Origin of the sequence: Mesobacillus sp. S13 (genome assembly GCF_020422885.1) — a bacterium.
In the GTDB taxonomy this organism is placed as follows: Bacteria; Bacillota; Bacilli; order Bacillales; family Cytobacillaceae; genus Mesobacillus; species Mesobacillus selenatarsenatis_A.
Genome location: NZ_CP084622.1, coordinates 3,612,354 through 3,635,359 on the forward strand (window position 1 = coordinate 3,612,354; position 23,006 = coordinate 3,635,359).

The 23,006-nt window shown below is 43.3% G+C and carries 21 protein-coding genes; 4 read left to right on the forward strand and 17 right to left on the reverse strand.

The window, feature by feature from the left end; translation table 11 throughout:
• Nucleotides 1-17: 17 nt before the first annotated feature.
• The 7 genes from LGO15_RS18470 to sppA all read right to left on the reverse strand — a co-directional run bounded on the left by LGO15_RS18470 (nt 18) and on the right by sppA (nt 6,642).
• Nucleotides 18-1,205 carry an acetate kinase gene (locus LGO15_RS18470; RefSeq protein ID WP_167832683.1) on the reverse strand — a complete coding sequence of 396 codons (1,188 nt, stop codon included), beginning with the start codon at nt 1,203-1,205 and terminating at the stop codon, nt 18-20.
• Between the two features lie 246 nt (nt 1,206-1,451).
• Nucleotides 1,452-2,447: a class I SAM-dependent methyltransferase gene (locus LGO15_RS18475; protein WP_226085493.1), complete on the reverse strand. Its 996-nt coding sequence runs from the start codon at nt 2,445-2,447 to the stop codon at nt 1,452-1,454.
• A gap of 539 nt (nt 2,448-2,986) precedes the next feature.
• On the reverse strand, nt 2,987-3,487 hold the full coding sequence (gene tpx / locus LGO15_RS18480; RefSeq protein ID WP_167832681.1) for a thiol peroxidase: 501 nt from the start codon (nt 3,485-3,487) through the stop codon (nt 2,987-2,989).
• A gap of 157 nt (nt 3,488-3,644) precedes the next feature.
• Nucleotides 3,645-4,151 (reverse strand): GerW family sporulation protein, encoded by a 507-nt coding sequence (gene ytfJ / locus LGO15_RS18485; RefSeq protein WP_167832680.1) that lies wholly within the window; start codon nt 4,149-4,151, stop codon nt 3,645-3,647.
• Between the two features lie 18 nt (nt 4,152-4,169).
• Nucleotides 4,170-4,868 carry a DUF2953 domain-containing protein gene (locus tag LGO15_RS18490; RefSeq protein ID WP_318999795.1) on the reverse strand — a complete coding sequence of 233 codons (699 nt, stop codon included), beginning with the start codon at nt 4,866-4,868 and terminating at the stop codon, nt 4,170-4,172.
• Between the two features lie 70 nt (nt 4,869-4,938).
• A complete protein-coding gene (locus LGO15_RS18495; protein WP_413231411.1) occupies nt 4,939-5,511 on the reverse strand; it encodes an RDD family protein in 573 nt (190 codons plus the stop codon).
• Nucleotides 5,512-5,631: 120 nt separating this feature from the next.
• Nucleotides 5,632-6,642: a signal peptide peptidase SppA gene (gene sppA / locus LGO15_RS18500; RefSeq protein WP_167832679.1), complete on the reverse strand. Its 1,011-nt coding sequence runs from the start codon at nt 6,640-6,642 to the stop codon at nt 5,632-5,634.
• 145 nt (nt 6,643-6,787) lie between these two features.
• Here sppA and LGO15_RS18505 point away from each other — a divergent pair, with 145 nt between their 5' ends.
• The gene (locus tag LGO15_RS18505; RefSeq protein ID WP_167832678.1) at nt 6,788-7,588 is read left to right on the forward strand and encodes an NAD kinase; all 801 of its coding nucleotides are present in this window, start codon (nt 6,788-6,790) and stop codon (nt 7,586-7,588) included.
• A gap of 400 nt (nt 7,589-7,988) precedes the next feature.
• Here LGO15_RS18505 and rarD read toward each other — a convergent pair whose 3' ends face one another.
• From rarD to ezrA, 7 genes are all read right to left on the reverse strand, one after another.
• Nucleotides 7,989-8,924, reverse strand: a complete 936-nt coding sequence (rarD, locus tag LGO15_RS18510) for an EamA family transporter RarD (RefSeq protein ID WP_226085494.1) — start codon at nt 8,922-8,924, stop codon at nt 7,989-7,991.
• Between the two features lie 506 nt (nt 8,925-9,430).
• Nucleotides 9,431-9,751, reverse strand: coding sequence for an iron-sulfur cluster biosynthesis family protein (locus LGO15_RS18515; protein ID WP_167834628.1), 321 nt, complete (start codon nt 9,749-9,751; stop codon nt 9,431-9,433).
• A 119-nt stretch (nt 9,752-9,870) separates the two neighbouring features.
• Entirely contained in the window at nt 9,871-11,451 is a 1,581-nt protein-coding gene (gene mbcS / locus LGO15_RS18520; protein WP_226085495.1) for an acyl-CoA synthetase MbcS, read from the reverse strand.
• 183 nt (nt 11,452-11,634) lie between these two features.
• On the reverse strand, nt 11,635-11,841 hold the full coding sequence (locus tag LGO15_RS18525) for an alpha/beta-type small acid-soluble spore protein (RefSeq protein WP_023626976.1): 207 nt from the start codon (nt 11,839-11,841) through the stop codon (nt 11,635-11,637).
• Nucleotides 11,842-11,931: 90 nt separating this feature from the next.
• Complete coding sequence (gene thiI / locus LGO15_RS18530) at nt 11,932-13,140, reverse strand: tRNA uracil 4-sulfurtransferase ThiI (RefSeq protein ID WP_226085496.1); 1,209 nt, start codon at nt 13,138-13,140, stop codon at nt 11,932-11,934.
• A complete protein-coding gene (locus tag LGO15_RS18535; RefSeq protein ID WP_226087930.1) occupies nt 13,137-14,282 on the reverse strand; it encodes a cysteine desulfurase family protein in 1,146 nt (381 codons plus the stop codon). Before LGO15_RS18535 ends, thiI begins: the two co-directional genes overlap by 4 nt.
• A gap of 144 nt (nt 14,283-14,426) precedes the next feature.
• Entirely contained in the window at nt 14,427-16,118 is a 1,692-nt protein-coding gene (gene ezrA, locus LGO15_RS18540) for a septation ring formation regulator EzrA (RefSeq protein ID WP_167834625.1), read from the reverse strand.
• A 203-nt stretch (nt 16,119-16,321) separates the two neighbouring features.
• Between ezrA and hisJ the strand changes: the two genes are divergently transcribed.
• Nucleotides 16,322-17,119, forward strand: coding sequence for a histidinol-phosphatase HisJ (gene hisJ, locus LGO15_RS18545; protein ID WP_226085497.1), 798 nt, complete (start codon nt 16,322-16,324; stop codon nt 17,117-17,119).
• Between the two features lie 24 nt (nt 17,120-17,143).
• Here hisJ and refZ read toward each other — a convergent pair whose 3' ends face one another.
• Entirely contained in the window at nt 17,144-17,779 is a 636-nt protein-coding gene (refZ, locus tag LGO15_RS18550) for a forespore capture DNA-binding protein RefZ (protein WP_167834623.1), read from the reverse strand.
• A 153-nt stretch (nt 17,780-17,932) separates the two neighbouring features.
• On the opposite strand from refZ, the gene LGO15_RS18555 reads away from it, so the two are divergent.
• The gene (locus LGO15_RS18555) at nt 17,933-18,415 is read left to right on the forward strand and encodes a GAF domain-containing protein (protein WP_226085498.1); all 483 of its coding nucleotides are present in this window, start codon (nt 17,933-17,935) and stop codon (nt 18,413-18,415) included.
• A 58-nt stretch (nt 18,416-18,473) separates the two neighbouring features.
• Here LGO15_RS18555 and megL read toward each other — a convergent pair whose 3' ends face one another.
• Both megL and LGO15_RS18565 read right to left on the reverse strand, forming a co-directional pair.
• Complete coding sequence (gene megL, locus LGO15_RS18560) at nt 18,474-19,685, reverse strand: methionine gamma-lyase (RefSeq protein WP_226085499.1); 1,212 nt, start codon at nt 19,683-19,685, stop codon at nt 18,474-18,476.
• Nucleotides 19,686-19,822: 137 nt separating this feature from the next.
• Entirely contained in the window at nt 19,823-21,718 is a 1,896-nt protein-coding gene (locus LGO15_RS18565) for a sensor domain-containing diguanylate cyclase (protein WP_226085500.1), read from the reverse strand.
• Nucleotides 21,719-22,174: 456 nt separating this feature from the next.
• On the opposite strand from LGO15_RS18565, the gene rpsD reads away from it, so the two are divergent.
• Nucleotides 22,175-22,777, forward strand: coding sequence for a 30S ribosomal protein S4 (gene rpsD / locus LGO15_RS18570; protein ID WP_079510073.1), 603 nt, complete (start codon nt 22,175-22,177; stop codon nt 22,775-22,777).
• Nucleotides 22,778-23,006 lie beyond the last annotated feature (229 nt).

Sequence of the window (23,006 nt, forward strand, 5' to 3'; positions counted from 1 at the left end):
CTGCCTGGAATCATGATTTATTTTGACAAACGAACGACGTCACGTGCGATCATGACTTCCTCATCTGTCGGGATGACCATTACTTTTACTGGAGAGTGTGGGTAGCTGATGAAAGCTTCTTCACCGCGCACTTTGTTCAATGCTGGATCCCAGTAGATTCCCATGAACTCAAGGCCCTGAAGGACACGGGCACGGATTGCGGAACTATTTTCACCAATACCTGCCGTAAAGATGATTGCGTCAACACCGCACATGCGTGCTGCATAAGAACCGATGTATTTATGGATTCTGTCTGCGAAAACTTTCAATGCAAGCTCAGCACGTTCATTTCCTTTTTCTGCTTCGTCTTCGATATCACGTAGGTCACTTGAAAAACCGGATACGCCAAGCATACCGCTTTCTTTATTAAGGACATCCAATACTTCATCCGCAGATTTATCTGTTTTTTCCATGATATATGGAATCAAAGCTGGGTCGATGTTACCTGAACGAGTCCCCATCGTCACGCCTGCAAGCGGGGTGAAGCCCATTGATGTATCGATTGACTTACCGCCTTCGATTGCTGCGATACTTGCACCGTTTCCAAGGTGGCAGGAAATCAAGCGAAGGTGCTCAACCGGACGGCCTAACATTTCCGCTGCACGCTGGGAAACATATTTGTGTGAAGTACCATGGAAGCCGTACTTACGGATTCCATACTCTTTATAATAATTGTATGGAAGGCTGTACAAGAAAGAATTCTCAGGCATTGTCTGATGGAAAGCTGTATCGAACACAGCAACCGCAGGGACATTCGGAAGTACTTGCTGGAATGCACGGATACCAGTCAAGTTAGCTGGGTTGTGCAGTGGCGCAAGCTCTGATAGCTCTTCAATCTTTTGTAGAACCTCTTCTGTGATCAATACAGAATCACTGAACTCCTCACCCCCGTGAACAACACGGTGGCCGATTCCTTCGATTTCATCAAGAGACTGAATAATTCCCAAAGACGTTAATTTATCAAGAAGGATTTTTACCGCAACATCATGATTCGGGATATCATTAACTTCCTTGTTCTTTTCGCCATTAACAGAGATGGTGAAAATGGAATCCTTCAGACCGATCCTTTCAACGATCCCTTTGGTGATGACTTCTTCGCTAGGCATTTCGAACAATTGGAACTTAAGTGACGAACTCCCGGCATTGATTGCAATGATTTTAGACATTCTGTACCGCTCCTTTTATATAACAACCTGATTAAAATTACAGTAAAATAGTACACATTTATTGTGTGCCACTGGCCGCAATTATATCTCTCATTTTCCCATTTAAACACTGTCTTTTTCACATTTCAAGCAAAGCTTTTCCAAAAGGAAAATGAGTTTTTATTCAGATACTTCTAAGGATTAGAAAAAAATATTGACATGGTTTATATACCCGAAAAAATGAAAAGAACCGGAAAAGATCCGGTCCTAGTTATGGCTAGACTTATTGTCGGTAAACCATTGGTCGATTTTATTCAGCATCCTGTTAACGGCTGCTCCGTCCGAAAGCTTTGGAAGTTCGGCAAGGAGTGCCTGTTTTGGCGGCTTCACTTCTTCACCATTCTTTTGAAGAATAAGAATGCTTTTAGATGCCTGCTTATTTTTAAACAAAGACGCTGGAAGCTGCAATACTCCCTGGACAATCAGATGGTTTTTAATGAATTCATGAAGCATTGGGGCTTGTTCGCTCTCAAAAAGACCGTTTGGAATCATGAAAAACAAGTAGCCGCCTTCTTTTACATGATTCGTACTTTGCTCGATGAACATATGATGAGAATACGTATGGCCTTCTTTTGCTTTTACCTCATATTGCTCCGCGCGAAGATCATTAGGGTAGTAACCGACTGGAAGATCGCAAATGACGGCATCTGCTGGATCGACAAATAGTGGTTCAAGACTGTCCTGATTGAAAAATTCTACCGGATGCTTTTGTAAATTGGCATTGACGAAGGCCAGCCGGATCAGCAGGTCATCAATCTCGACACCGATTGAGTCAATTTCTTTGTCTGTCTGCTGGTTCAAAACCGTAGCCAGCAGGTTACCGGTTCCGACTGCAGGATCAAGCAGCCTGAATGACTTCTTGTCGACAAACTTATTGACCAGGTAGCCGATGAACATGCCGACAGAATCAGGTGTCATCTGATGATTCGGCTGCACATGCTCCTTCATGCCCTTCAAGATTGCAAGCTGGAAGCCCTTCCTGATTTCTTCTTTGCTAAAGGAATCAAGGTTGATTTCTTTGTATACTTTTTCAAGGCGCTTTTTGGCCACTTCATTCAATTCATCCTGGAGCACTGTACCCTGGAACATGTTCTCGCCGCTTTCGGCCAGCGCCTCCAAATATGTACATGACAACTCTTCTTTTAAAATATCCGCACTCGTATTGAACGCAGTAAATAATTGTTCGACCGGAGTTACACTCACTTTTCTTCCTCCTGATTTCAATGGATATTTATATATTTTAGCCCTGTTTTGCTTTGTGTACAAGGCATATGGCTGGAAAGGATCTGCACTGGATACAGGTACCTAAACTATTGCTGGGATTCTATCGGACACTTTCATTGTTCTTCGCACTCTGTTTGTCCGATAGAGCCCTGCTATCGGACACTTTCACTGTTCTTCGCACTCTGTTTGTCCGATAGAGCCTTGCTATCGGACACTTTCACTGTTCTCCGCACTCTGTTTGTCCCATAGAGCCTTGCTATCGGACACTTTCATTGTTCTTCGCACTCTGTTTGTCCGATAGAACCTTGCTATCGGACACTTTCACTGTTATCCGCACTCTGTTTGTCCGATAGAACCTTGCTATCGGACACTTTTACTGTTATCCGCACTCTGTTTGTCCGATAGAGCCTTCCTATCGGACACTTTCATTGTTCTTCGCACTCTCTTTGTCCGATAGGAATGATCCTCAAAGTAAAACAAGCCGCAGTATTTTCTGCGGCTTGTTCTCTAAGTTGTGTTTAGTTCGCTTGCTTTGCAGCTTCGATTGCTGCTTCGTAGTTAGGGTGGTCTGTTGCTTCGCTTACATACTCAACGTATGTGACTTTGTCGTTTGAGTCAACAACAAATACTGCGCGAGCTAGCAGGCGAAGTTCTTTGATTGCTACTCCGTAAGCTTCTCCGAAAGAAAGCTCGCGGTGGTCTGATAGTGTTTGGACTTTATCGATTCCAGCAGCTCCACACCAGCGCTTTTGCGCGAAAGGAAGGTCCACGCTGACTGTCAGGATTTTCACGTTGCCAAGGTTGGCAGTTTCTTCATTGAAACGGCGAGTCTGTGCATCACAAACTCCTGTGTCTAGTGAAGGAACAACGCTGATTAAACGTACTTGTCCTTTTGAATCTTGAAGAGTTACTTCAGAAAGATCGTTTGCAAGCACTTTGAAATCTGGTGCCTGGTCTCCTACCTTTACTTCATTTCCTAGCAATGTAACTGGGTTCCCCTTAAATGTAACAGATGCCATACCTGCTCATCCTCCTTGTCCATTATATGTACAGTGTTAATATATCTTTTAAAGAATTTTTTTGCAATTATTTTAAAACAAAGTCCATAATTGCATCGACCCTGCCAGTCTCTGACACAAGCAAACTGCCTCTTCAAGGTGAAAAGGCAGCATCGTCCTAAATATCAAGATCCGTCTTCGGTCCATTATAGTCATTTTGCTTTTGATCCTTGTTCTGGCTGCTATCCTGGCTGTTCTGATCCTTCTTAGACAACATTTGCTGGATTTTTTCCACTGCCTGAGGGGCAAGGTCTAGAATCTTCTCATACAAATGTGTATTTTCATCAAGATGAAGCATTTTTACACCCTTGGAGTTGACAATCAAGAAAGCAATTGGGGTGATTGACACGCCGCCCCCGCTACCTCCTCCGAATGGGTGCTGCGCTCCTCCGGATTGTCCACCAGACCCACCTGAGCCACCTGAACCTCCGGAACCTCCCTTCGAGCTTTCCAACACGAACTCACTTCCACCAGCTGCGAAACCGAAACCCACCTTAGAAACTGTCAGGATTACACTTCCATCCGGTGTTTCTACAGGGTCCCCAATGATTGTGTTGACATCAATCATTTCTTTCAAGCTTTCCATGGCAGTTGTCATTAATCCTTGAATTGGATGGTCGGACATTCCTGTTTCCTCCTTATTTTAGACAGAATTAGTATTTTCACCGGAAAGAGCGGATAATGGCTTTGATTTAAATTCGGGCCAGCCGCCTTTCCAATATTTAACCAGCTTTATTCCTGCTAAAATAGCATGCCCGACTCTGACTTGTATCATACATTTAAAGCTAGTAATTGAGACGGTTTGCTGGAAGCTTGGTGTAATCTTCATCACTGGCATATTTTTCATTTTCATATAGTTGCTTAATACCCCTATCAGTCCGCCTTTGACTGCCCAAAAGGCACCCGTTAAAACGGCTGTAGCCGCTGCATCCGATACACCCACCATCGTATGCCATTCTATATCCCTGATCGTCACCTTTTTTAAAAAATTCCGGATGATTTTATGGAATCCGGCAATATGGGTGATCAGCTGCTTGAAATCATGAAGGCTGCTGAGTAAATCATTTTTATCAACCTGAGTGGTTTTTTGTTGTTTCATATTTTCATCGGGCCCCGATTTAATTTTTTGCTCGGCCACGATTGTAGGAGAATCATCATCGATTTTTATGACCGGTACTTCGATCTTGAACTTGATCAATCCGCCCCAAGCTTTAATTGTCAGTTTAAAATGATCATTATCATTGCCATGGAAATAATCTAAAAAAATCTTAACTTTAGTAAAAAGAATTATAAGTACAAGCACCGTGAGAAGCAGTATGGAAAGCAGCACCCATTTCATCATCTCCACAACCTTTCAGCTTATTATTATCAACAAAAAGGCAAAAAAATAAACCTGCCGCAGCAGGTCCATTTTAACGTGGTTCATATATGACGGTTGTATCGGCGAACAGGTCATGCAGTCCCTGTTTCTTTTTTGTAAAAGCAACGACCACATACAAAACCATGATGGTCGCTGAAATGAAACGGCCAATCCATTCACGGAAAATAACAGTTCCCCAAGATAGCCCTTTGCCATCCAGCTCGACTACTTTCAAGCCAAAGACCATTTTTCCGAGCGTCTGACCGAGGAACTTTGTCATTAACACAAAATACAAATAGAAGACGACTGCAGTGGCAATGGCCACGGGTGAAAAAACACTGTCTTCGATCAACGATACATCCAGCGCCCGGAACACCGGATTGATGATCATCCGGTTGATGCTTCCGATTACCACCAAGTCAAGCAGATAGGCCCAAAAACGCGTCCAAAACCCGGCATAGAGACCGGAATATAAATGGTTCAAGGGTTCACTCTTTCCAGTTCCATAAACATCAGCTTCTGGATTGTCCTGACCTTTCGCTCGTACATAAGCGTCAGGGTCGAGCTCGCCCCGATCTTGTAACTTGCTAGTTTCAGACTGTTCTAATGGTGTGTCGGTTCCCATTTGAAGATCCGATCTGTTATCAGAGGTTGGGGAACTATCCATGCTTTCGATTCCATTTTTTGCTTGAGAGGATTCATTTTCCCGATCTTTAAAATCATCCGAATTCATTTCTTCCCCTCCTTATTCCGCATATAAGTACATGAGGCGTGGTGAATTAGGCTGGGACAATATCTTCATTAATCCTGCCATTTCTGCGTCTTTCCCCATGATTTTTTGTGCGCTCATGCTGAAAAACGAACCAAAGCCCATGCTTTCTGTGTATTTGACGACAGTAGCGTCCCCAAGTTTTTGATCCTTCCTGACACTGTCGATGACATCCTCAAGGTAACCAAATCCATCAATCAGTTTCAGCTGCTTTGCCTGACGTCCATCATAAATTCGGCCATCCGCAATTTCCTTGACACGTTCAACAGACAAACCGCGCCCTTCCGAAATGACTTTAACAAAGCCCTCATAAGAGTTGTCAATCATTGATTGGAGGATTTGTCGTTCATCATCAGTCATCGGTCTTGATGGGCTCATGATATCCTTGTATGGCCCGCTTTTGATTGTCGTGAATTCAACTCCATACTTTTCCGCAAGGCCAGCATAGTTCACTCCCTGCATGATGACACCCAGCGACCCGGTAAGCGTCTCAGGGCTTGCAAAGATTTTATCCGCAGGGGCAGACACATAATAACCACCAGACGCGGCCATAGACCCCATTGACACATAAACCGGTTTTTTCGTTTCCTTTTGGATTTCCTTGATCTTGTCATGGATTTGCGCACTTTCCACGACGCCGCCACCTGGCGAGTTCACTTGAAGGATAATCGCCTTAACATCGTCACTTTCTTTTACATAATCAAGTTGCTCCATGAATGCTTGATGGTTATAGAGCGGACTTTCGAAAAATGATTCAGCATCTCCTGTATCCTGGATCACTCCATTGATAGACAATACGGCTATTTTGCTCAGCATGTCACCTTCTTCGATAATTTCTTCCGCAAACATCTCTTCCGATACTGCAAACATATCTGTAAATGCATTTTCTGCGTCACTGAAAGCGAATGTCGACAGAAAATTAATAACTGTTGATGCAATGAATAATCCGACGGCTATTCCTAAAGCCGCCCACCTTTTACCATTCATCTTGAAGCCCCCTTATGAATTTCTCTTTACTTTCAAAACCTTATGAAAAAATGATAAACTGATGTCAATAACATTTATTTTAGCAAAAGTTTTTAAAAGTGGGTAAAAATATGGAAGAAAAAAGTAATGTTTGGAGGAATTGATAATGCCAGATCGCCGCAATATTTATTTTCACCATACGCCAGACACAAGCATGCTGGAAAAAGTTGAACCCCTCTATAAACTGGCACAACAGTATAATTTCAATATCATAAATGATCACCGTAACGCTAATATCATCGTCAGCGTTGGGGATGACGGTACATTCCTGCAGGCTGTCAGAAAAACAGGCTTCCGCGATGATTGCCTGTATGCCGGCATTTCGGTCACCGGTTCCTTGAATATGTACTGCGATTTCCATCTAGAAGATACAGATAAAATGATCGAAGCTATCACAAATTCACAAATCGAGGTCAGGCGCTACCCGACAATCGAGGTCACAATCGATGGAGATACAACATTTGGCTGCCTGAATGAGTTCAGCGTCCGTTCAGCGATCATCAAGGCTTTTGTAATGGATGTCTATATTGATGACAAGCATTTTGAAACCTTCCGTGGTGACGGCATGATCGTAGCAACCCCTACAGGAAGCACAGCTTACAATAAATCGGTCAACGGCGCAGTGGTCGACCCGCTGCTTCCTTGCATGCAGGTGAGCGAGCTTGCTTCAGTGAACAATAATGACTTCCGTACGCTTGGCTCTTCATTCATCCTTAGCGGTGACCGGAAGCTTACCTTCAAGGTTGCCCAGGACGGCAATGATTATCCAATCATGGGAATGGATAATGAAGCACTAAGCATCCAGCATGTCGAGAAATTCGACGTCAAGCTGAGCAATAAAATAATCAAGACAGTCAAACTTAAGGACAACTCCTTCTGGGAAAAAGTGAAGAGGACATTCCTTTAAAACGAAGGTTTTTAAGGCAAAAAAAAGCTCAGAGTGATCTCTGGGCTTTTTGATATGGGACTGGTTAACTATCAACAATACTATTGATCAAGTTTACTAAGATTGATTCTTTTCTGCGCCTGCCAGGTATTGACCAAGCTAGGAATTCCTGCTAATAAACTCACCATAAAGCTCTATATTACATATCTCCATTCACCTGTGAATATGGAGACCCAAGGAAAAATACAAGCTGTCCAACAAGTGCAAACCAAGTTGCAATCCAAGCAAACCTTATATTTTCCTTCATTTCACCACTCCCTTTCAGCTAACAAATCTGTTTTATAGAACCTAACTTGTTTTTACACATTTTTCCTATTTGTTCAAAAAGGAAGAGCCACGGAAATCCCGCAGCTCTCTTCTTTTACATAGGCAAACCTTTTTCTTTTTTCCACTTGACTGACAGTGCTGCGGCCATCTTTGTCCTTGATAAGGAATAGAGGATCAAAGCAGACCAGATAAAGGTAAAGGCCAGCAGATGGACTGCCGAGAATGTTTCGTGATAGACGAATACACCTAGGATGAGTGTCAAAGTTGGTGCGATATATTGCAGTATTCCTAGTGTTGCCAATGGGATCCTTTGAGCACCTTTTGCGAAAAACAGCAAAGGAACCGCCGTTGCCGCTCCTGCACCAGCCAGCAGCAAGGTAGTCGATAATGAACCAGCAAACAGTGAGTTCGTCCCCTTAATCATAAGGTAGCCAATGTAGATCGCTGCAAGCGGCATGACGACCAGTGTTTCGAGCGCGAGGCCGACAGCAGAATCTACCTTGATCAATTTCTTTGCCAATCCATAAAGGCCAAATGAAATGGCGAGTGATAGTGCAATCCACGGGAATTGGCCATAAGAAACCGTCATCACCAACACACCGATAGCCGCCAGCGCAAATGATAGATATTGAAGTAAGGAAAGACGTTCCTTCAAGAAAATTATTCCCAGCAGTACGCTTACCAGCGGATTGATATAATAACCTAGGCTTGCTTGAATCATCTGATCTGTATTGACAGCCCAGATATACATGAACCAGTTAATGCTGATTAGCATGGATGCCACAGAAAGGGCAGCTAATTGCTTTTTGTTCTGGGCCAGTCCGCGCAATGTCCCTGTGAAAAGTCCCCATTTCTTGTTAATGACTAAAATGCCAGCGATGAAGAAAAAAGACCAAAATACACGGTTTGCTAAAATTTCATCGGCATTTACATGATGCAATAGCTTCCAATAAACAGGAAGGATACCCCATAATATATACGAAAAAGCTGCGTACAGTACTCCAGCTTGTTGTTCAGTCCTTTTATCCATCGGGACAGCCTCCTAATCTTTCTAGACTCGAAATAATATCCATTATAAAGGTGGAAGTTACAGACTGACAATCTTTTTTTACGACCAATAACAGACAAATTATGCAGATCTGGCTTTTACTCGTCCTCTGTTGCGACGATTGGGTAGCGCTTTTTTTCGGTCCTGCGTCTTTTTGTGTCTCCATAAGCGCGCTGGATGGCGCTTTCTTCTCGTCCGGCGCCTTTTGGTGTCCCCATAATCCCAATGGATGACGCATCTTTTTGATTCAGCGCCTTTTGGTGTCTCCATAAGGTGGATGGATGACGCTTTTTTCGGGCCCTCCGTCTCTTCGCGTCTCCATAAGCGCTATGGGTGGCGTTTTTTTCTGATCTACGCTTTTTGGTGTCTCCATAAGCACTATGGATTTCGCTTTCTTTCGACGCTGCGTCTTTTTACGCCTCCCTTTAGGCGATGGTTGTCACTTTTTTTGAATATGTAATGGTGCAAAAAAAATAACCCACCCAGGGTTATTTCTCTTGTCGTGGTTTAAGTTTGAAGTTATAACCAAATGTCTCTTCAGCAGAGGAAATTTTATAGCCGAATCCTGGTTTGTAATCCAGGTATATTTTATTAGGCAGTGATTCCAGAGATTTTTTCGGCACGAAGAAGTGAATGCCGCTTTCTGTGATGACTTCATCTTCAGGCTGCTTCTCTTCTACTTGCAGCTGGATGTCTGTTGCGATCGAACATGTCCCAACAAATTCTGCCAGAATTCTGATTCCTTCACTTTCGCCGAATTGAACCTTACTTAGCTCTTCCAATGCAGCGTCCCTTATTTCGATTTCCATAGATGATCACCCTTTCTATTTTAAAATATACCCAAGTTTTCTTCTTCAACGCATTCTTTGATTTTCGCATAATTAAAAACAAAAGGCAGACACAATGGCCTGCCTTTTGTTTTTACTATTTATTTTGCGCCTTCCAATTCCTTCTTGCGTAATTCGATGCGGCGAATTTTACCGGAAGTGGTTTTAGGGAGTTCTTCCAGGAACTCGATCTTCCTTGGGTACTTATATGGTGCTGTCAAATCCTTCACATGCTGCTGCAGTTCAGCCACTAGATTCTCCTGATCAGGACTGACGCCGTCACGCAGGACAACAAAGGCCTTGACGATATGTCCGCGGATTTCGTCCGGTGATGCGACGACAGCACATTCTTTTACATAAGGATGTTTGACAAGTGCATCCTCGACTTCGAAAGGCCCGATCGTATAACCAGAGCTGATGATGATGTCATCGCCGCGTCCCTCAAACCAGAAGTAGCCTTCTTCATCTTTGCTGGCTTTGTCTCCCGTTACGTAATAATCCCCACGGAACTGCATGGCTGTCCGCTCTGGATCTTTGTAATAGTTCTTGAACAATGCCGGCGTATCAACATGGACAGCGATATCTCCTACTTCGCCAGGAGCACAAGGCTCTCCATTTTCATTGATTATCTCGACAGTGTTCCCTGGTGTCGGCTTGCCCATGGATCCCGGCCTTAATTCCATTCCTTTTGTTACACCGACAAGCAGAGTGTTTTCCGTCTGTCCATATCCATCGCGCACCTCAACATTGAAATGCTTTTTAAATGTATCGATTACTTCACGATTTAACGGTTCTCCCGCAGAAACAGCACTGTGCAGGCCTGGGAGATTATAATCACTTAAGTTTTCCACCTTCGCCATCAGACGGTATTCCGTCGGTGTACAACAAAGGACATTCACATTATATTTTTGTAAAAGTGACAAGTATTTTTGCGGCTCGAATTTTCCCTGGTAAACCAGGCCGGTAGCCCCTGTACCCATAACGGATAAAAATGGGCTCCAGATCCATTTTTGCCAGCCAGGACCTGCAGTGGCCCAGACAGTGTCCCCATCTTCGATTCCAAGCCAGTTTGTCGCCGCTGTGCGAAGATGCGCATATGCCCATCCGTGCGTATGGACGACTCCTTTTGGATTGCCAGTCGTGCCGGAAGTATAGCTGAGGAAGGCCATATCATCACGCTGTGTATCTGCGAGCTGAAGCTCCTCTGATGCCGATTTCATTTCTTCATCAAGATGGATCCAACCTTCTTTTTCGTCTCCAATCACGAACTTCGGCAGATTATCAGCTTCTTCGATTCCAGCGAATTCTTTTGTAAAAGGAGCATAGCTGACAATCGCTTTTACATCACCATGGTTAATTCGATATTGGAAATCCTTCGTTCTTAACATTTCCGAACTAGGAATGACGACCAACCCCATTTTCAACGATGCAATGTACACCTGGTAGGCCTCAATCAATCTTGGCACAACGATGAGTACGACATCTCCCTGCTGCAAGCCATGCTTCAAGAAAACGTTTCCAATCTTATTCGCATTATTTAGAAGTTCCTGGTATGTAATCTCTTTTGTACTGCCCGCCTCATTTTCCCAGATGATCGCTTTTCTTTCCGGATCCTGAGCGTAACGCTCCATTTCAGACACAAGATTATACTGTTGCGGCGCAATCAATTGTTCTCTATTCATACTCTTCCCCCTCATAAATTTTTTAGGCTGCTAAGCCTGTCTATCCCCACTTCCTATTATACAAAATTATTTAAAAATTTAAAATTATATGATAACACTTTTTTAATATAATATTTTTCTGCTGCATAAAAAAAGAGCAGGGCATCTGCCCCGCTCCTTGTAGCCATATTATTCATTTGTTAATTAGCGAGAGAATCCGCCACCAAGTTGTTGTTCAGCCATTTGAACCAAACGCTTAGTGATCTCTCCTCCTACAGAACCGTTAGCGCGAGAAGTAGTTTCTCCGCCTAGCTGTACACCAAATTCAGAAGCGATTTCGTACTTCATTTGATCAAGAGCTTGTGATACTCCAGGTACTAGAAGTTGATTTGAGCTGTTGTTGTTTGCCATGTGTTTCACCTCCTTGTGAGTATAGAATGTGTAGAAACACATGGCTTAATTCAAAACTTTAATTGGTAATTGTTCACAAATTTTTCATTTTTAAAATAGATCATCCATGGAATCATCTTCACGCTCGGAAGCCGGTTTGAGAATGATCCTTTCTGTTCCTTCGACCGCCTTCTGGATCATTTCCTCAAAGTCGAAAAAGCTCTCATAGTTTTGGACCTTATCCAGTTTCGGCTTTGTTTTGGGAGATGAAGGAACAAAAACGGTACAGCAATCCTCATATGGACGGATGGAAATATCATGGGTATCGATTTCATGGGCAATGTCCATGATCTCCAGCTTGTCCATTGTTATCAATGGGCGAATGACTGGCGTTGTTGTTACTTCATTGATGGCATACATGCTTTCTAGCGTCTGGCTGGCCACCTGCCCCAGGCTTTCACCGGTGATAATCGCAAGGCCGCCCTGCTTCTCCCTGATGGCATCTGTTATGCGCAGCATCAGCCTTCTTGTCGTTGTCATCGTATAGTTTTCCGGAATTTGCTTATGGATGGCCTGCTGGATTTCTGTGAATGGCACAATATGAAGCGCAAAATGGCCATTAACCTCGGCAAGCTTTTCAGAGAGGTCGATTACCTTCTGCTTGGCGCGTTCGCTTGTAAAAGGCGGACTGAAAAAATGGACACCTTCCACTTCGAGTCCTCTTTTCATCGTCAGATAGCCAGCAACAGGGCTGTCAATCCCGCCTGATAGCATTAGCATTCCTTTTCCACCCGATGCAGCAGGAAGCCCCCCGGCACCCTTGATCGTTTCGGCAGAAATATAGGCAGCTTCTTTCCTGATCTCTATCTGGAGATTTATATCAGGCTTCCGTACATCTACTTTCAGACCTTCCACCTTTCTTAAAATATGGCCGCCAAATTCTGAATTGATTCCATTCGTATCCAACTCAAAGGTCTTGTCGGAACGTTTAGCGGTTATTTTAAAGGTCTGGCCAGGCTCATGGATTTTCCTGAAAAGCTCTAGCGCTGCATCTTTCATTTTTTCGAGATCTTTCTCGACTTTCATTGCCGGGCTGAAGGATTGGATTCCGAAGATTCCTTTCAGCTTCTCTCCAACCCCATCGCTATCTTCACCATTCAGAAGGATGAACATGCGATCACGCTCTGCCTTGATGGTAGCATCCGGATAGTCGCTTAATGCCCTTTTGATATTTTTTCTTAGACGGTCGATGAATTTATTCCTGTTTCTTCCCTTAGTCGATATTTCTCCATACCGAACCAAAATGCGGTCATACATCATTTCTTTACTACCTCGCTTAAATGTTTTACTGTATCTGCAATTGCCTTTGCGGCTATTTCTGCTTCTTCTACTGTATTGCTGAATGTCAGGCTGACCCTGATCGCGCTTTCCGCTTCGTCCTGAGGAACTCCCATTGCCAGCAATGTTTTGCTCGCAGCCTTCTTTTTGGATGAGCAAGCACTGGTGGTCGATACATATATATTTTTTCCTTCCAGCGCATGCACGAAAGTTTCCGCCTTCAATCCTTTAATTGAAAAATTCAGGATATGGGGTGCTTGATTTTCTTTTGGAGTGTGAATGGTTAATTCCTTTATTTGGCTGATGCCATTTCTTAATCTTTCCATAGCTGCTGCCATTTGATTCAGCTTTTCTTTTCTCTGTTCAAGCGTCATCCTCAGTGCCTTAGCCATCGCAACCATTCCTGCTACATTTTCTGTTCCGCTGCGCTGCTTCCATTCCTGATTCCCGCCGGAGAATAATGGAGACAAAGTAACACCTTCTTTGATGAACAATGCACCAGTCCCTTTAAGTCCGTGGAATTTATGGCCCGAAATGGTAGCCATGTGGATCCCGGCTTCATAAAAGTTTAACGGCACCTTCCCTACTCCCTGAACATAGTCAACATGGAAAAACGCTTTAGGATAATTTTTAAGAAGTTTTCCAATTTCCTTTACTGGCTGAATCGTGCCGACTTCATTATTAACATGGATCACGGACACCAGGATGGTATCATCACGCATTTCTTTCTCTATCATATCCGTGCTGATGAAGCCATTAGCATCCGGTTTTACATAGGTTATTTCATAGCCTAGCGATTCAAGCTGCACCATGGCATTGTGGATTGAAGCATGCTCAATCCCGCTCGTAATGATATGCCTGCCTCTTTCCCTGTGAGCCAAAGCGATCCCTTTTATGGCAAGATTATTGCTTTCTGTTCCTCCAGATGTGAACAGGATTTCCGTTTCTTTTACATTCAGGAGCTTTGCCACCTGGGAACGTGCTTGTTGAAGCAGCTTTTCTGCCTGGCCGCCGATTTTATGAAGAGAGGAAGGATTGCCGAAAAATTCCTCTGATACCTTTAAAAATGAATCCAATACTTCTTTATAGGGTTTGGTTGTGGCACTGTTGTCTAAATAAATCATCATATCCCCCTGTCGTTCATGCTAACTAAAAATCTTATCATAAGAAATAATCAATGAAAAATCATTAATGATATTTTGTAGTATGCCCTGAGTCACCTATCTGCCAAAAAAACAGGTCTCCATTTCGGAGACCCATGTTTTACATTACTCTTTTTCAGATAACATTTGCTCAATTCTTTTCAGAGCACCAGGATCCACTTCCTCAATCGCAGTGGCCGCCTGTTCAAGTGCATCACGATAATCGTAATTGCGGAAATGCTCTTCTGCTTCTCGTAGCCCGCGGTCAACCGAAGGATAGCGGCTTCGATACCTGTTTCCATATTGGATGACCCGCTCGGCCAGCATAACGGTCTCGACGATTTCTTCAGTCGCCGCTTCCAGCTTATCAACTGTCAGCACAGAAATTTCAAGGTACTGCTGGAGAACAGGAATATCAAGCGGTTTTTCCTCAAGCTTTTCATTGACTTGTTTAATGCTTTCATTGGCATCTTCAAGAAGGTATTTGTAGTCCTGAGACAAACCAGGCATATTGCTTTTGGAAACGGTGCGGATCAGTTCTGAAATCTTTTTCGACAGATCCCTTACCTTTTCCCTGGCCAGTATTTCATCCTTCCTGAGGGCACTCAACTTTTCCATCAATACTTTTTGCTCTTCGACTAGTTGATCAAGCTGCTCTTTCGCTTCTTCAAGCTCCTGTTTGATCAAGCTTTGCGCTGTATCATTTTCAGTGATTCTGTGGTCGATCAGCTCAAACCGCTTTAGAAGGCCTTTGAGCTGCTGCTCGACGTTTGTCTGTGCCGAGAGTTCTTTATCATTAAGGTGATAGCTCTCCTGGATATGCTTTGTCTCTTCTTTGAGCGTCTTGCTTTCTGTTATCGCTTTTACCAGGATTTCCTTCGCCTCATGCTCAGTCTGCGTAATATATTGCTTAGCCATTACTTCCTCTTCAAGGAGGTCGAATAGCTTCTCAACACGTTCCTTTAACCCCTGAATACCCTGTTCAGCAATTTCGACATCGCCTTTTTCCAGAGAGGCCATACAATCCGTCAATTCTTTATTGATTGCCTCAACTTCTTGAGTAGCGTTCAGATGGTCAAGAACATAGCCTTGCGCAGTCATTTCTCTGACTCCATCTTTTAGCTCGCTGACCTGGGTTGGGATGGCCGATTGGCAATCATGCAACAGCGCTGGAATGTACTCCATTTTCCTGGATACTTCTTCAAGCATTGCCTGGATGGATAGCACCGTTTCCCTTGCTTCAAGGTAGTTGCCGTTTTCCGTTTTCTCATCAAAATCAAGGAATTTAGCCTGGATGTTTTCCAGCATCTCTTCTAGACTCGCCTCTGCGCTTCCGAAGCTGTGGCGATGTGAAAGAAGATTTTTCTTGTTTTCTCTGTATTGTTCCTTCAGGCCATCGATTTCTTCGCGGTTCTTTTCTTCACTTCCGACAAGCTCATTCAGTTCACCGAGGATCTTTTTGATCTTATCTTCCGTTTCCGTCAGCTTGCGGTCAATGACTGCCAGAGATTCCTTCGCCTTTTTGAACCTGTATTTATCGATATATTCTTCCGCGTCGAACAGATAATCCTCGATGCCCGGCAGCTTGGATGTCACAAGTTCATCCCACTCCTGGCGCCAGCGTTCGAAAAGCTCCTCTGTCTGGCCCGTCATGTTCAGCTGTTTTACCTTTGACATCTCATCCAGTACCGGCCGGTTCATGATATCGATTTTCCAGGATTCGTACCGGTCGACCTCACTGTAATACTTTCGTTTCATAAAGTATCCGATTAAAAAAAGTATTAGTAATAAAATAATTCCGCCAATTATGTACTCCATTGTTATCCCCCTGGCCTCACAAATTCCAAGTTCTGAATCCTTCTATATAAAATGAATGGATAAATGCGTGTATAATGTATTTATATTACCATGTAAACGACAATTTTTGACTATTAAATTCATATTTTTTGTTGAAATTATCCGAATTAAGCCGATTTAACTTGAAATCTTGCTTAATATCTCACGATAGGAGGCCTGGAGTCATGAAAGATGGCCACGTCCACACGTCTTTTTGCCCTCATGGCACAAAAGATTCATTAGATGACTATATACAGAGAGCATTGCAGCTTGGCTACACGGAAATTACCTTCGCCGAGCATGCCCCTTTGCCAGAAGGATTCATAGACCCTACACCGATGAAGGACAGCGCAATGCGGTATGAGGATTTGGAATCATACTTTCAAAGTATCGAAAAAGCAAAGGGAAGATACAGCGGGAAAATAAAAATCAATACTGGTTTTGAGATTGATTTTATCGAAGGATACGAGATTCAAACGGCCAATTTCCTCAACGAATTCGGACCAAGGCTAGATGATGCCGTTTTATCGGTCCATTTTTTGAAAAATCCTGCTGGAAAATACGATTGCCTTGATTACAGTCCGGACAAATTTGGGGAAATGGTGAAAGAATACGGATCTGCAGAAAATATCCATCAACACTACTATCAAACCGTATTGAAATCCATTCGTACTGATTTGGGTCCATATAAACCAAAACGTATCGGACATTTAACCCTCGCGAATAAATTTCGCTTAAAATATCCAGTCGCACAGGAATGTACTGATGAAATTATTGAAATCCTGGAAACCGTTGCGAAGCATGGCTATGAGCTGGATTATAACGGAGCGGGTACGGCAAAACCGTTATGCCGTGAGCCATATCCGCCAGATTGGGTAATCAGAGAGGCTAAAAAGCTAGGGATCAGGCTTGTGTACGGATCGGATGCGCACCAGGCGAAGGAATTGGGACAGGGACTTGATAGGATGGAGACAAAAAAATAAGGAAGCCGGCGTAATACCGGTTTCCTATATGTTGATCAGCATTTTCCCCTGAACTTGATGCCCTGTACAAAGGGTTCCCTTGATCCATTGGGAGACCTCATGGCTATACTTATCAGCAAAGTATTTTTCATGTGGCTGCACGTGCAGAACCTCTGTCACATAATGGGTGTTCAAGAACGGCATCGACAACAGCCCTTTTAACTGTAAAATGCTGAACTGGATGGAATGCTTCTTGAATTCTCCGTTCTCCATCCCTGTTTCAAGCACTTTTTTAAACATATAGCGTTCTTTAACGTGGTAGGTGGACATAATTTCCCTGACAATCTGGGAATCAATCGTCATCTCCCTTAAAATGAATCTTGTCAATTGGGTGTTCTGGCATTGGTATCTCAAAACATTGTCTGCCATTGCATTCAGGGAAAACTCCGCACCGCATTCCAGCAGTGAAAACCCTTTTTCCAATTCTTCAAGATAGCTTTCGAAAAAAACGGTGAAACATTTTTCGAGGAGTCCATTCTTATTCCGGAAGTAATATGAGATATTCGCTGCATTCACGTCTGCCTTTGCTGCAATATCCCTTACTGATGTCCCATTGAACCCCTTCGTATTGAATAAGTAGATGGCCGCATCAATAATCGCAGCTTTTGAATTTTTTCTCATTTCTCCGCCCCTCACTTTCCGCAATTAACCTTACTGTTTACCTTTCTGGAAATGATTTAAATTTCCTTTATAAAAAGCTCGACAAAGTCTCCATTGTTTCGCCGATTTTTGATACAATGTAGATTAAAACTTCATGAATGAGGGGGAAAAACTGTGTTTAAAGTCGAAACATACAGCGACAGCCGTGAAAAAAATTACGATTTATTGATCAAGCAGCTTAAAGCTCTGCTAGAGGATGAAAAAAATGCGATTGCGAATTTCAGCAACGCTTCGGCTTTATTGAACCAATTTCTCGATCGCGTCAACTGGGTCGGCTTTTATCTGATGGAGGATGGAGAGCTTGTCCTAGGACCATTCCAGGGCCTTCCAGCCTGCGTAAGAATCCCGCTCGGCAGAGGAGTTTGCGGAACAGCTGCTTCGAAACAGGAAACATTGAGAGTTGAAGATGTCCATGCCTTCCCTGGGCACATCGCATGTGATGCCGCTTCACAATCAGAAATCGTCGTTCCAATGATTAAAGACGGACAAGTCATCGGCGTCCTTGATATTGATTCACCGGAAAAAAACCGCTTTGATGAGCTGGATCAGCAAAAACTCGAGGAATACGTTAAAGTTCTCTTACAATATATAAACTAGTTTTTTGCATAGATCATAGAGAAACCCTCCCGTCTTCCGGGAGGGTTTTGTTAAGAAATTAAATTGATCCTGATTCCATGGTACTTTCTTTCCTGACAGCCTCGAATGCTGCCTCCAGATCATCTCTGATATCCTGCCATGCTTCCAATCCGACTGAAAGCCTGAGCATATTGTCTTTGATCCCCATTTTTTCTCTTGCTTCTTGCGGCACTACCGCATGAGTCATGGTCGCTGGGTGCTGGATCAATGTTTCTGCATCCCCAAGGCTAACCGCAATTTTAATCAGTTTCAGCTTGTTGATGAAGGCCTGTGCTTCCTTTTGGCCTCCCTTGATATTGAAGGAAATAAGGCCTCCCGGCTTGCGCATTTGCTTTTTGGCGATGGCATAATCAGGATGCTTGGGATCGCCAGGGAAAATGACTTCTTCAACCGCTGGATGGCCAGAAAGATATTCTGCCAACTTTTCAGCATTGTCACAATGACGGTCCATCCTTACTGGCAATGTTTTCAGGCCGCGAAGCAATAACCATGCATCAAAAGGAGAGATGACGCCGCCAATGTCCTTTTGGGTCGTCATAGCGATTTTTTGCATGATTTCCTTTGGTCCGACAGCTAAACCTGCTATGACATCACCATGTCCGCAAATATACTTCGTTGCGCTGTGAATGACAAAATCACATCCAAGCTCAAGAGGATTCTGCAGATAAGGCGAGCTGAATGTGTTATCAACAACTACCGGAATCCCTTTTTCCCTCGCTACATCCGCTACCATTTCCAAGTCTACAAGTCTCATTGTTGGGTTAATCGGTGTCTCGATATAGATGACTCTTGTCTCTGGGGTAATGGCAGCCAATACTTCTTCTCTCGTCGACATCATCGAGAAATCGTGGTTGATCTCATATTTTTCTTTCATGAGCTGCAGAAGTCCGAACGTACAACCATACACTCCCTGCGAACAAAGAATATGGTCGCCCGTCCGTGTGAGTGCTACTAGTATCGCAGAGACAGCAGCCATCCCTGATGCGAACGCAAGGGCTTTTTCCCCTTTTTCAATCGTAGCCATTCTTTCTTCAAGCATCGCCACTGTAGGATTGCCCAGACGTGAATAGATGAATCCTTCCTCTTCTCCTGCAAAGCGCCTTTCACCCTGTTCAGCAGTTTCGAAAGTGAACGTACTAGTTTGAAATAATGGAGGCGCAAGACTACCCCTGAATTCGTCCGATTTATATCCGGAATGGATTACTTCTGTTTCGAATCTCTTCTCTCCCATTATGATTCCTCCTATAAGTTCTGTAAACGCTTACAAAATACCCCCATAATCAGGATATGACATTTACCCCTTTATTGAAAGTAATTTCTCTCACACCTTGACAAAAAGTCCTGTGGTCTGCTAAAAGAAAAAAGCACTCATTCCTGAGTGCCACTAAAGTCTAAATTGTCTTCATTCTGGACGACTACTTTATTTTTACCTGATCCTTTTGCAACGTATAAAGCCTGGTCTGCCCTTTTGAACACAGTCTTGGTTGTGTCCTCCTGTCCCCTGATCCATGTGGATACACCGCATGAAACCGTGACATTCGGATTTGTATTCTTCTCAACTTTATCAACCAGCCTATTCGCAATCCTCACACCGGTCTCAAGCGGGGCTCCTGGCAAGTAAATCGCCAGCTCCTCTCCTCCCCATCTCGCACCAATGTCTGTTCCGCGGATATTATTGACAATCTGTCGAGCCAGCTGAATGAGTACTTCGTCTCCAATCTGATGGCCATACTGATCATTGACACTTTTAAAATTATCAATATCAATTAATATAAAGGTTCCCTGCTGGTCTTCCAGCATGGAAAGATTCATCTTTTCATCCAAATATCCACGAGAATATAGCTTCGTCAAATGATCGGTCACGACCATTTTCTCCAGCTCTTCCCGAAGCATTGAATTTGTGAAAGCCAGAGTGGAATGATGGATAAGAGACTGAAGCAGCTTGAATGTATCAAACGCAAAGTGATAAGGCTCTTCATGCATGACAAGCGCAAATCCTTTTAATTCTCCGCTTTGGATCATCGGCACACCCATGATCGAGTGGAAGTGCAGGGGAGAGTCTTCGCGATCAGCTGAGATATCTCCGAGGAACAGCGGCTCCATATCCTGCCTGACCCGTTTGGCGACCCTTAAAATATAGTTGGACGCATCCTTCGAAAAGAAAAAGCTGGTGCTTCCTTGGAGGACCGAGTAGTCATCATGCTCTTCGTCAAGCATAATGAATCCGACTTCCTGGGCATTAAAGGACTTAATGATTTGTCCGCAGATAAATTTCATCGTATCTGTCAACCGCAAACTTGTATTCAACTGATGGGAAGTTTCATTGATCAGCTGCAAATCGGCAATCAATTTCCTGGATTGCTCATAAAGCTTGGCATTTTCAAGCGCACTCCCTGCAGTATTGGCGAGCAGCTTGATAAACTCTACTTCGTTTTGCGGGAAAACCTGTGAGTTAGGAGCAATGACTTGCAAAACACCATAAACACCCTGTTTTCCTTTTAAAGGTGCGTACATGATAGAATTTTTTTCGATGACAGAATCCTCGAACTGAATCTGTCCGCTTACATAGGATTGCATAGCAGTCAGGTTATCGCTGTCGTATTCAAGGTCTCTGACCGGTAATCCATCGTACCCCTTATGGTCATGGGACAACAGCAGGTAATAAGTAAAGGATGGATATACGTCCCTAAGGGTTGAAATGATTTCACCCAGCACGGCATCCATATCCATGGTTGAATGGAATTTCTTCGTTACCCTGAATAATTGCTTATACCGTTTTTCTTCCTCTAATGTTTCCGCCAGGCTACGCACTTTCTGAATGAACACATTGCATTCAAATGATAGCTTATTGAGGAAGCGGTCTGACAATCGGTTTAGGATATCACTGTTCATTTGGAAGCCAAACAAGCCCTTTGGTTTTTCATTATCCTTCAAAACGAGCAGCAATTCATGCTGGGGCATGGATTCCGGATATTTAATGAAGGTATACGGTTTAGCTGCAAATTCATTCACAAGGCAGTGAGGAAAATTTTCCAAAACCCCGTCATCAGTCGATAGACGGCTTGTAGCCTCCAAGAACATTCCTTGATTCCATTCCTGGCAGCTGTAAAAGTCGACCTCATGTGCTTTCAGAAGTTCTTTTAAAATAGCCATCATTTTCGAGAGAACCTCGGAGGAAGAAAAAGAGAAGCTGCCAGTGCTGATCAAATCGAAAAATTTGCTTTTCAGTTCCAATATAATTTCCCGTTCTAATAATTCTTCCATATATATCACCTGTTTTAAAATCACTTAAAAGCGATTTGTAAGTAGCTGTTTTGACAGGCAGCAGCCTGAATAAAACGAACATGATTTATCACGTGGCAAGGTAATATCCAAATATTTGAAAAATAAAACAATTACTATTCATTATACCATAGACCTAGTAAATTCGTATGATATAAAAGACAAACTTTTTTGCAAAGAAAGCTAGATAGTATAGAATTGAATTTTTTATATACCCTTGACTTTTCCCGAACAAAAATTATATAATACTCTTTGTGTAAAATATCGCAGCCTATGTGGTCTACATTATGTATGTATTTTGTTCCTCAAACCGTGTTTGATGGTGTATCTCGTAACCCGCTGCTGCTAGGGCGAAGGTACATGAAAACAAAATACCCATAAATGTTCAATCACAATCTGTTTTTATTTTACAAAATAAAAACTAAGGAGGAGTCATTCATGGCTCGTTATACCGGCCCAAGCTGGAAACTATCCCGCCGTCTTGGAATTTCACTAAGCGGTACAGGTAAAGAATTAGAAAAACGCCCTTACGCACCAGGTCCTCATGGTCCTAACCAGCGTAAAAAGCTATCCGAATACGGATTACAACTTCAAGAGAAGCAAAAGCTTCGTCACATGTACGGAGTTACTGAGCGCCAGTTCCGTAACTTGTTCGACAAAGCAGGCAAAATGCCTGGTAAGCACGGCGAAAACTTCATGATTCTTCTTGAAGCACGCCTTGACAACGTTGTTTACCGTCTTGGTCTTGCTCGCACTCGTCGTGCAGCTCGCCAGTTAGTAAACCACGGCCACATCATGGTTGATGGCGCACGCGTAGATATCCCATCTTACCGCGTAGCTCCTGGCCAGACAATCACACTTCGTGAAAAGTCTCGTAACCTTGACGTAGTTAAAGAAGCAATCGAAGTAAACAACTTCGTACCTGACTTCTTGACTTTCGATGCAGACAAGCTAGAAGGAACTTTCACTCGCATGCCTGAGCGTTCAGAACTTCCAGCTGAAATCAACGAAGCTCTTATCGTTGAATTCTACTCTCGTTAATAGAGTGCTTAAAGGACCCCAGCCGATTTGGCTGGGGTTTTGGTTTGTTCTCTTTCTTATTACCTGGGCTTCCTGCAATTGACCTCTGTTTTTCAAGTTGGTCGATATAATCGAAAATGTGGTCGATATATTTGAAAATCCGCTGATATATTCGAAAATATGGTCGATATATTGAAAAATCCGCTGATATATTCGAAAATGTTGTCGATAAAGCTAAAATCAGGTGTCA

Coding starts and splice junctions, on each gene's coding strand:
- LGO15_RS18470 (WP_167832683.1), bottom strand. CDS start 1,205: ATGTCTAAAATCATTGCAATCAATGCCGGGAGTTCGTCACTTAAGTTC.
- tpx (WP_167832681.1), bottom strand. CDS start 3,487: ATGGCATCTGTTACATTTAAGGGGAACCCAGTTACATTGCTAGGAAAT.
- ytfJ (WP_167832680.1), bottom strand. CDS start 4,151: ATGTCCGACCATCCAATTCAAGGATTAATGACAACTGCCATGGAAAGC.
- LGO15_RS18490 (WP_318999795.1), bottom strand. CDS start 4,868: ATGATGAAATGGGTGCTGCTTTCCATACTGCTTCTCACGGTGCTTGTA.
- LGO15_RS18495 (WP_413231411.1), bottom strand. CDS start 5,511: ATGGGAACCGACACACCATTAGAACAGTCTGAAACTAGCAAGTTACAA.
- sppA (WP_167832679.1), bottom strand. CDS start 6,642: ATGAATGGTAAAAGGTGGGCGGCTTTAGGAATAGCCGTCGGATTATTC.
- LGO15_RS18505 (WP_167832678.1), top strand. CDS start 6,788: ATGCCAGATCGCCGCAATATTTATTTTCACCATACGCCAGACACAAGC.
- rarD (WP_226085494.1), bottom strand. CDS start 8,924: ATGGATAAAAGGACTGAACAACAAGCTGGAGTACTGTACGCAGCTTTT.
- LGO15_RS18515 (WP_167834628.1), bottom strand. CDS start 9,751: ATGGAAATCGAAATAAGGGACGCTGCATTGGAAGAGCTAAGTAAGGTT.
- mbcS (WP_226085495.1), bottom strand. CDS start 11,451: ATGAATAGAGAACAATTGATTGCGCCGCAACAGTATAATCTTGTGTCT.
- LGO15_RS18525 (WP_023626976.1), bottom strand. CDS start 11,841: ATGGCAAACAACAACAGCTCAAATCAACTTCTAGTACCTGGAGTATCA.
- thiI (WP_226085496.1), bottom strand. CDS start 13,140: ATGATGTATGACCGCATTTTGGTTCGGTATGGAGAAATATCGACTAAG.
- LGO15_RS18535 (WP_226087930.1), bottom strand. CDS start 14,282: ATGATTTATTTAGACAACAGTGCCACAACCAAACCCTATAAAGAAGTA.
- ezrA (WP_167834625.1), bottom strand. CDS start 16,118: ATGGAGTACATAATTGGCGGAATTATTTTATTACTAATACTTTTTTTA.
- hisJ (WP_226085497.1), top strand. CDS start 16,322: ATGAAAGATGGCCACGTCCACACGTCTTTTTGCCCTCATGGCACAAAA.
- refZ (WP_167834623.1), bottom strand. CDS start 17,779: ATGAGAAAAAATTCAAAAGCTGCGATTATTGATGCGGCCATCTACTTA.
- megL (WP_226085499.1), bottom strand. CDS start 19,685: ATGGGAGAGAAGAGATTCGAAACAGAAGTAATCCATTCCGGATATAAA.
- LGO15_RS18565 (WP_226085500.1), bottom strand. CDS start 21,718: ATGGAAGAATTATTAGAACGGGAAATTATATTGGAACTGAAAAGCAAA.
- rpsD (WP_079510073.1), top strand. CDS start 22,175: ATGGCTCGTTATACCGGCCCAAGCTGGAAACTATCCCGCCGTCTTGGA.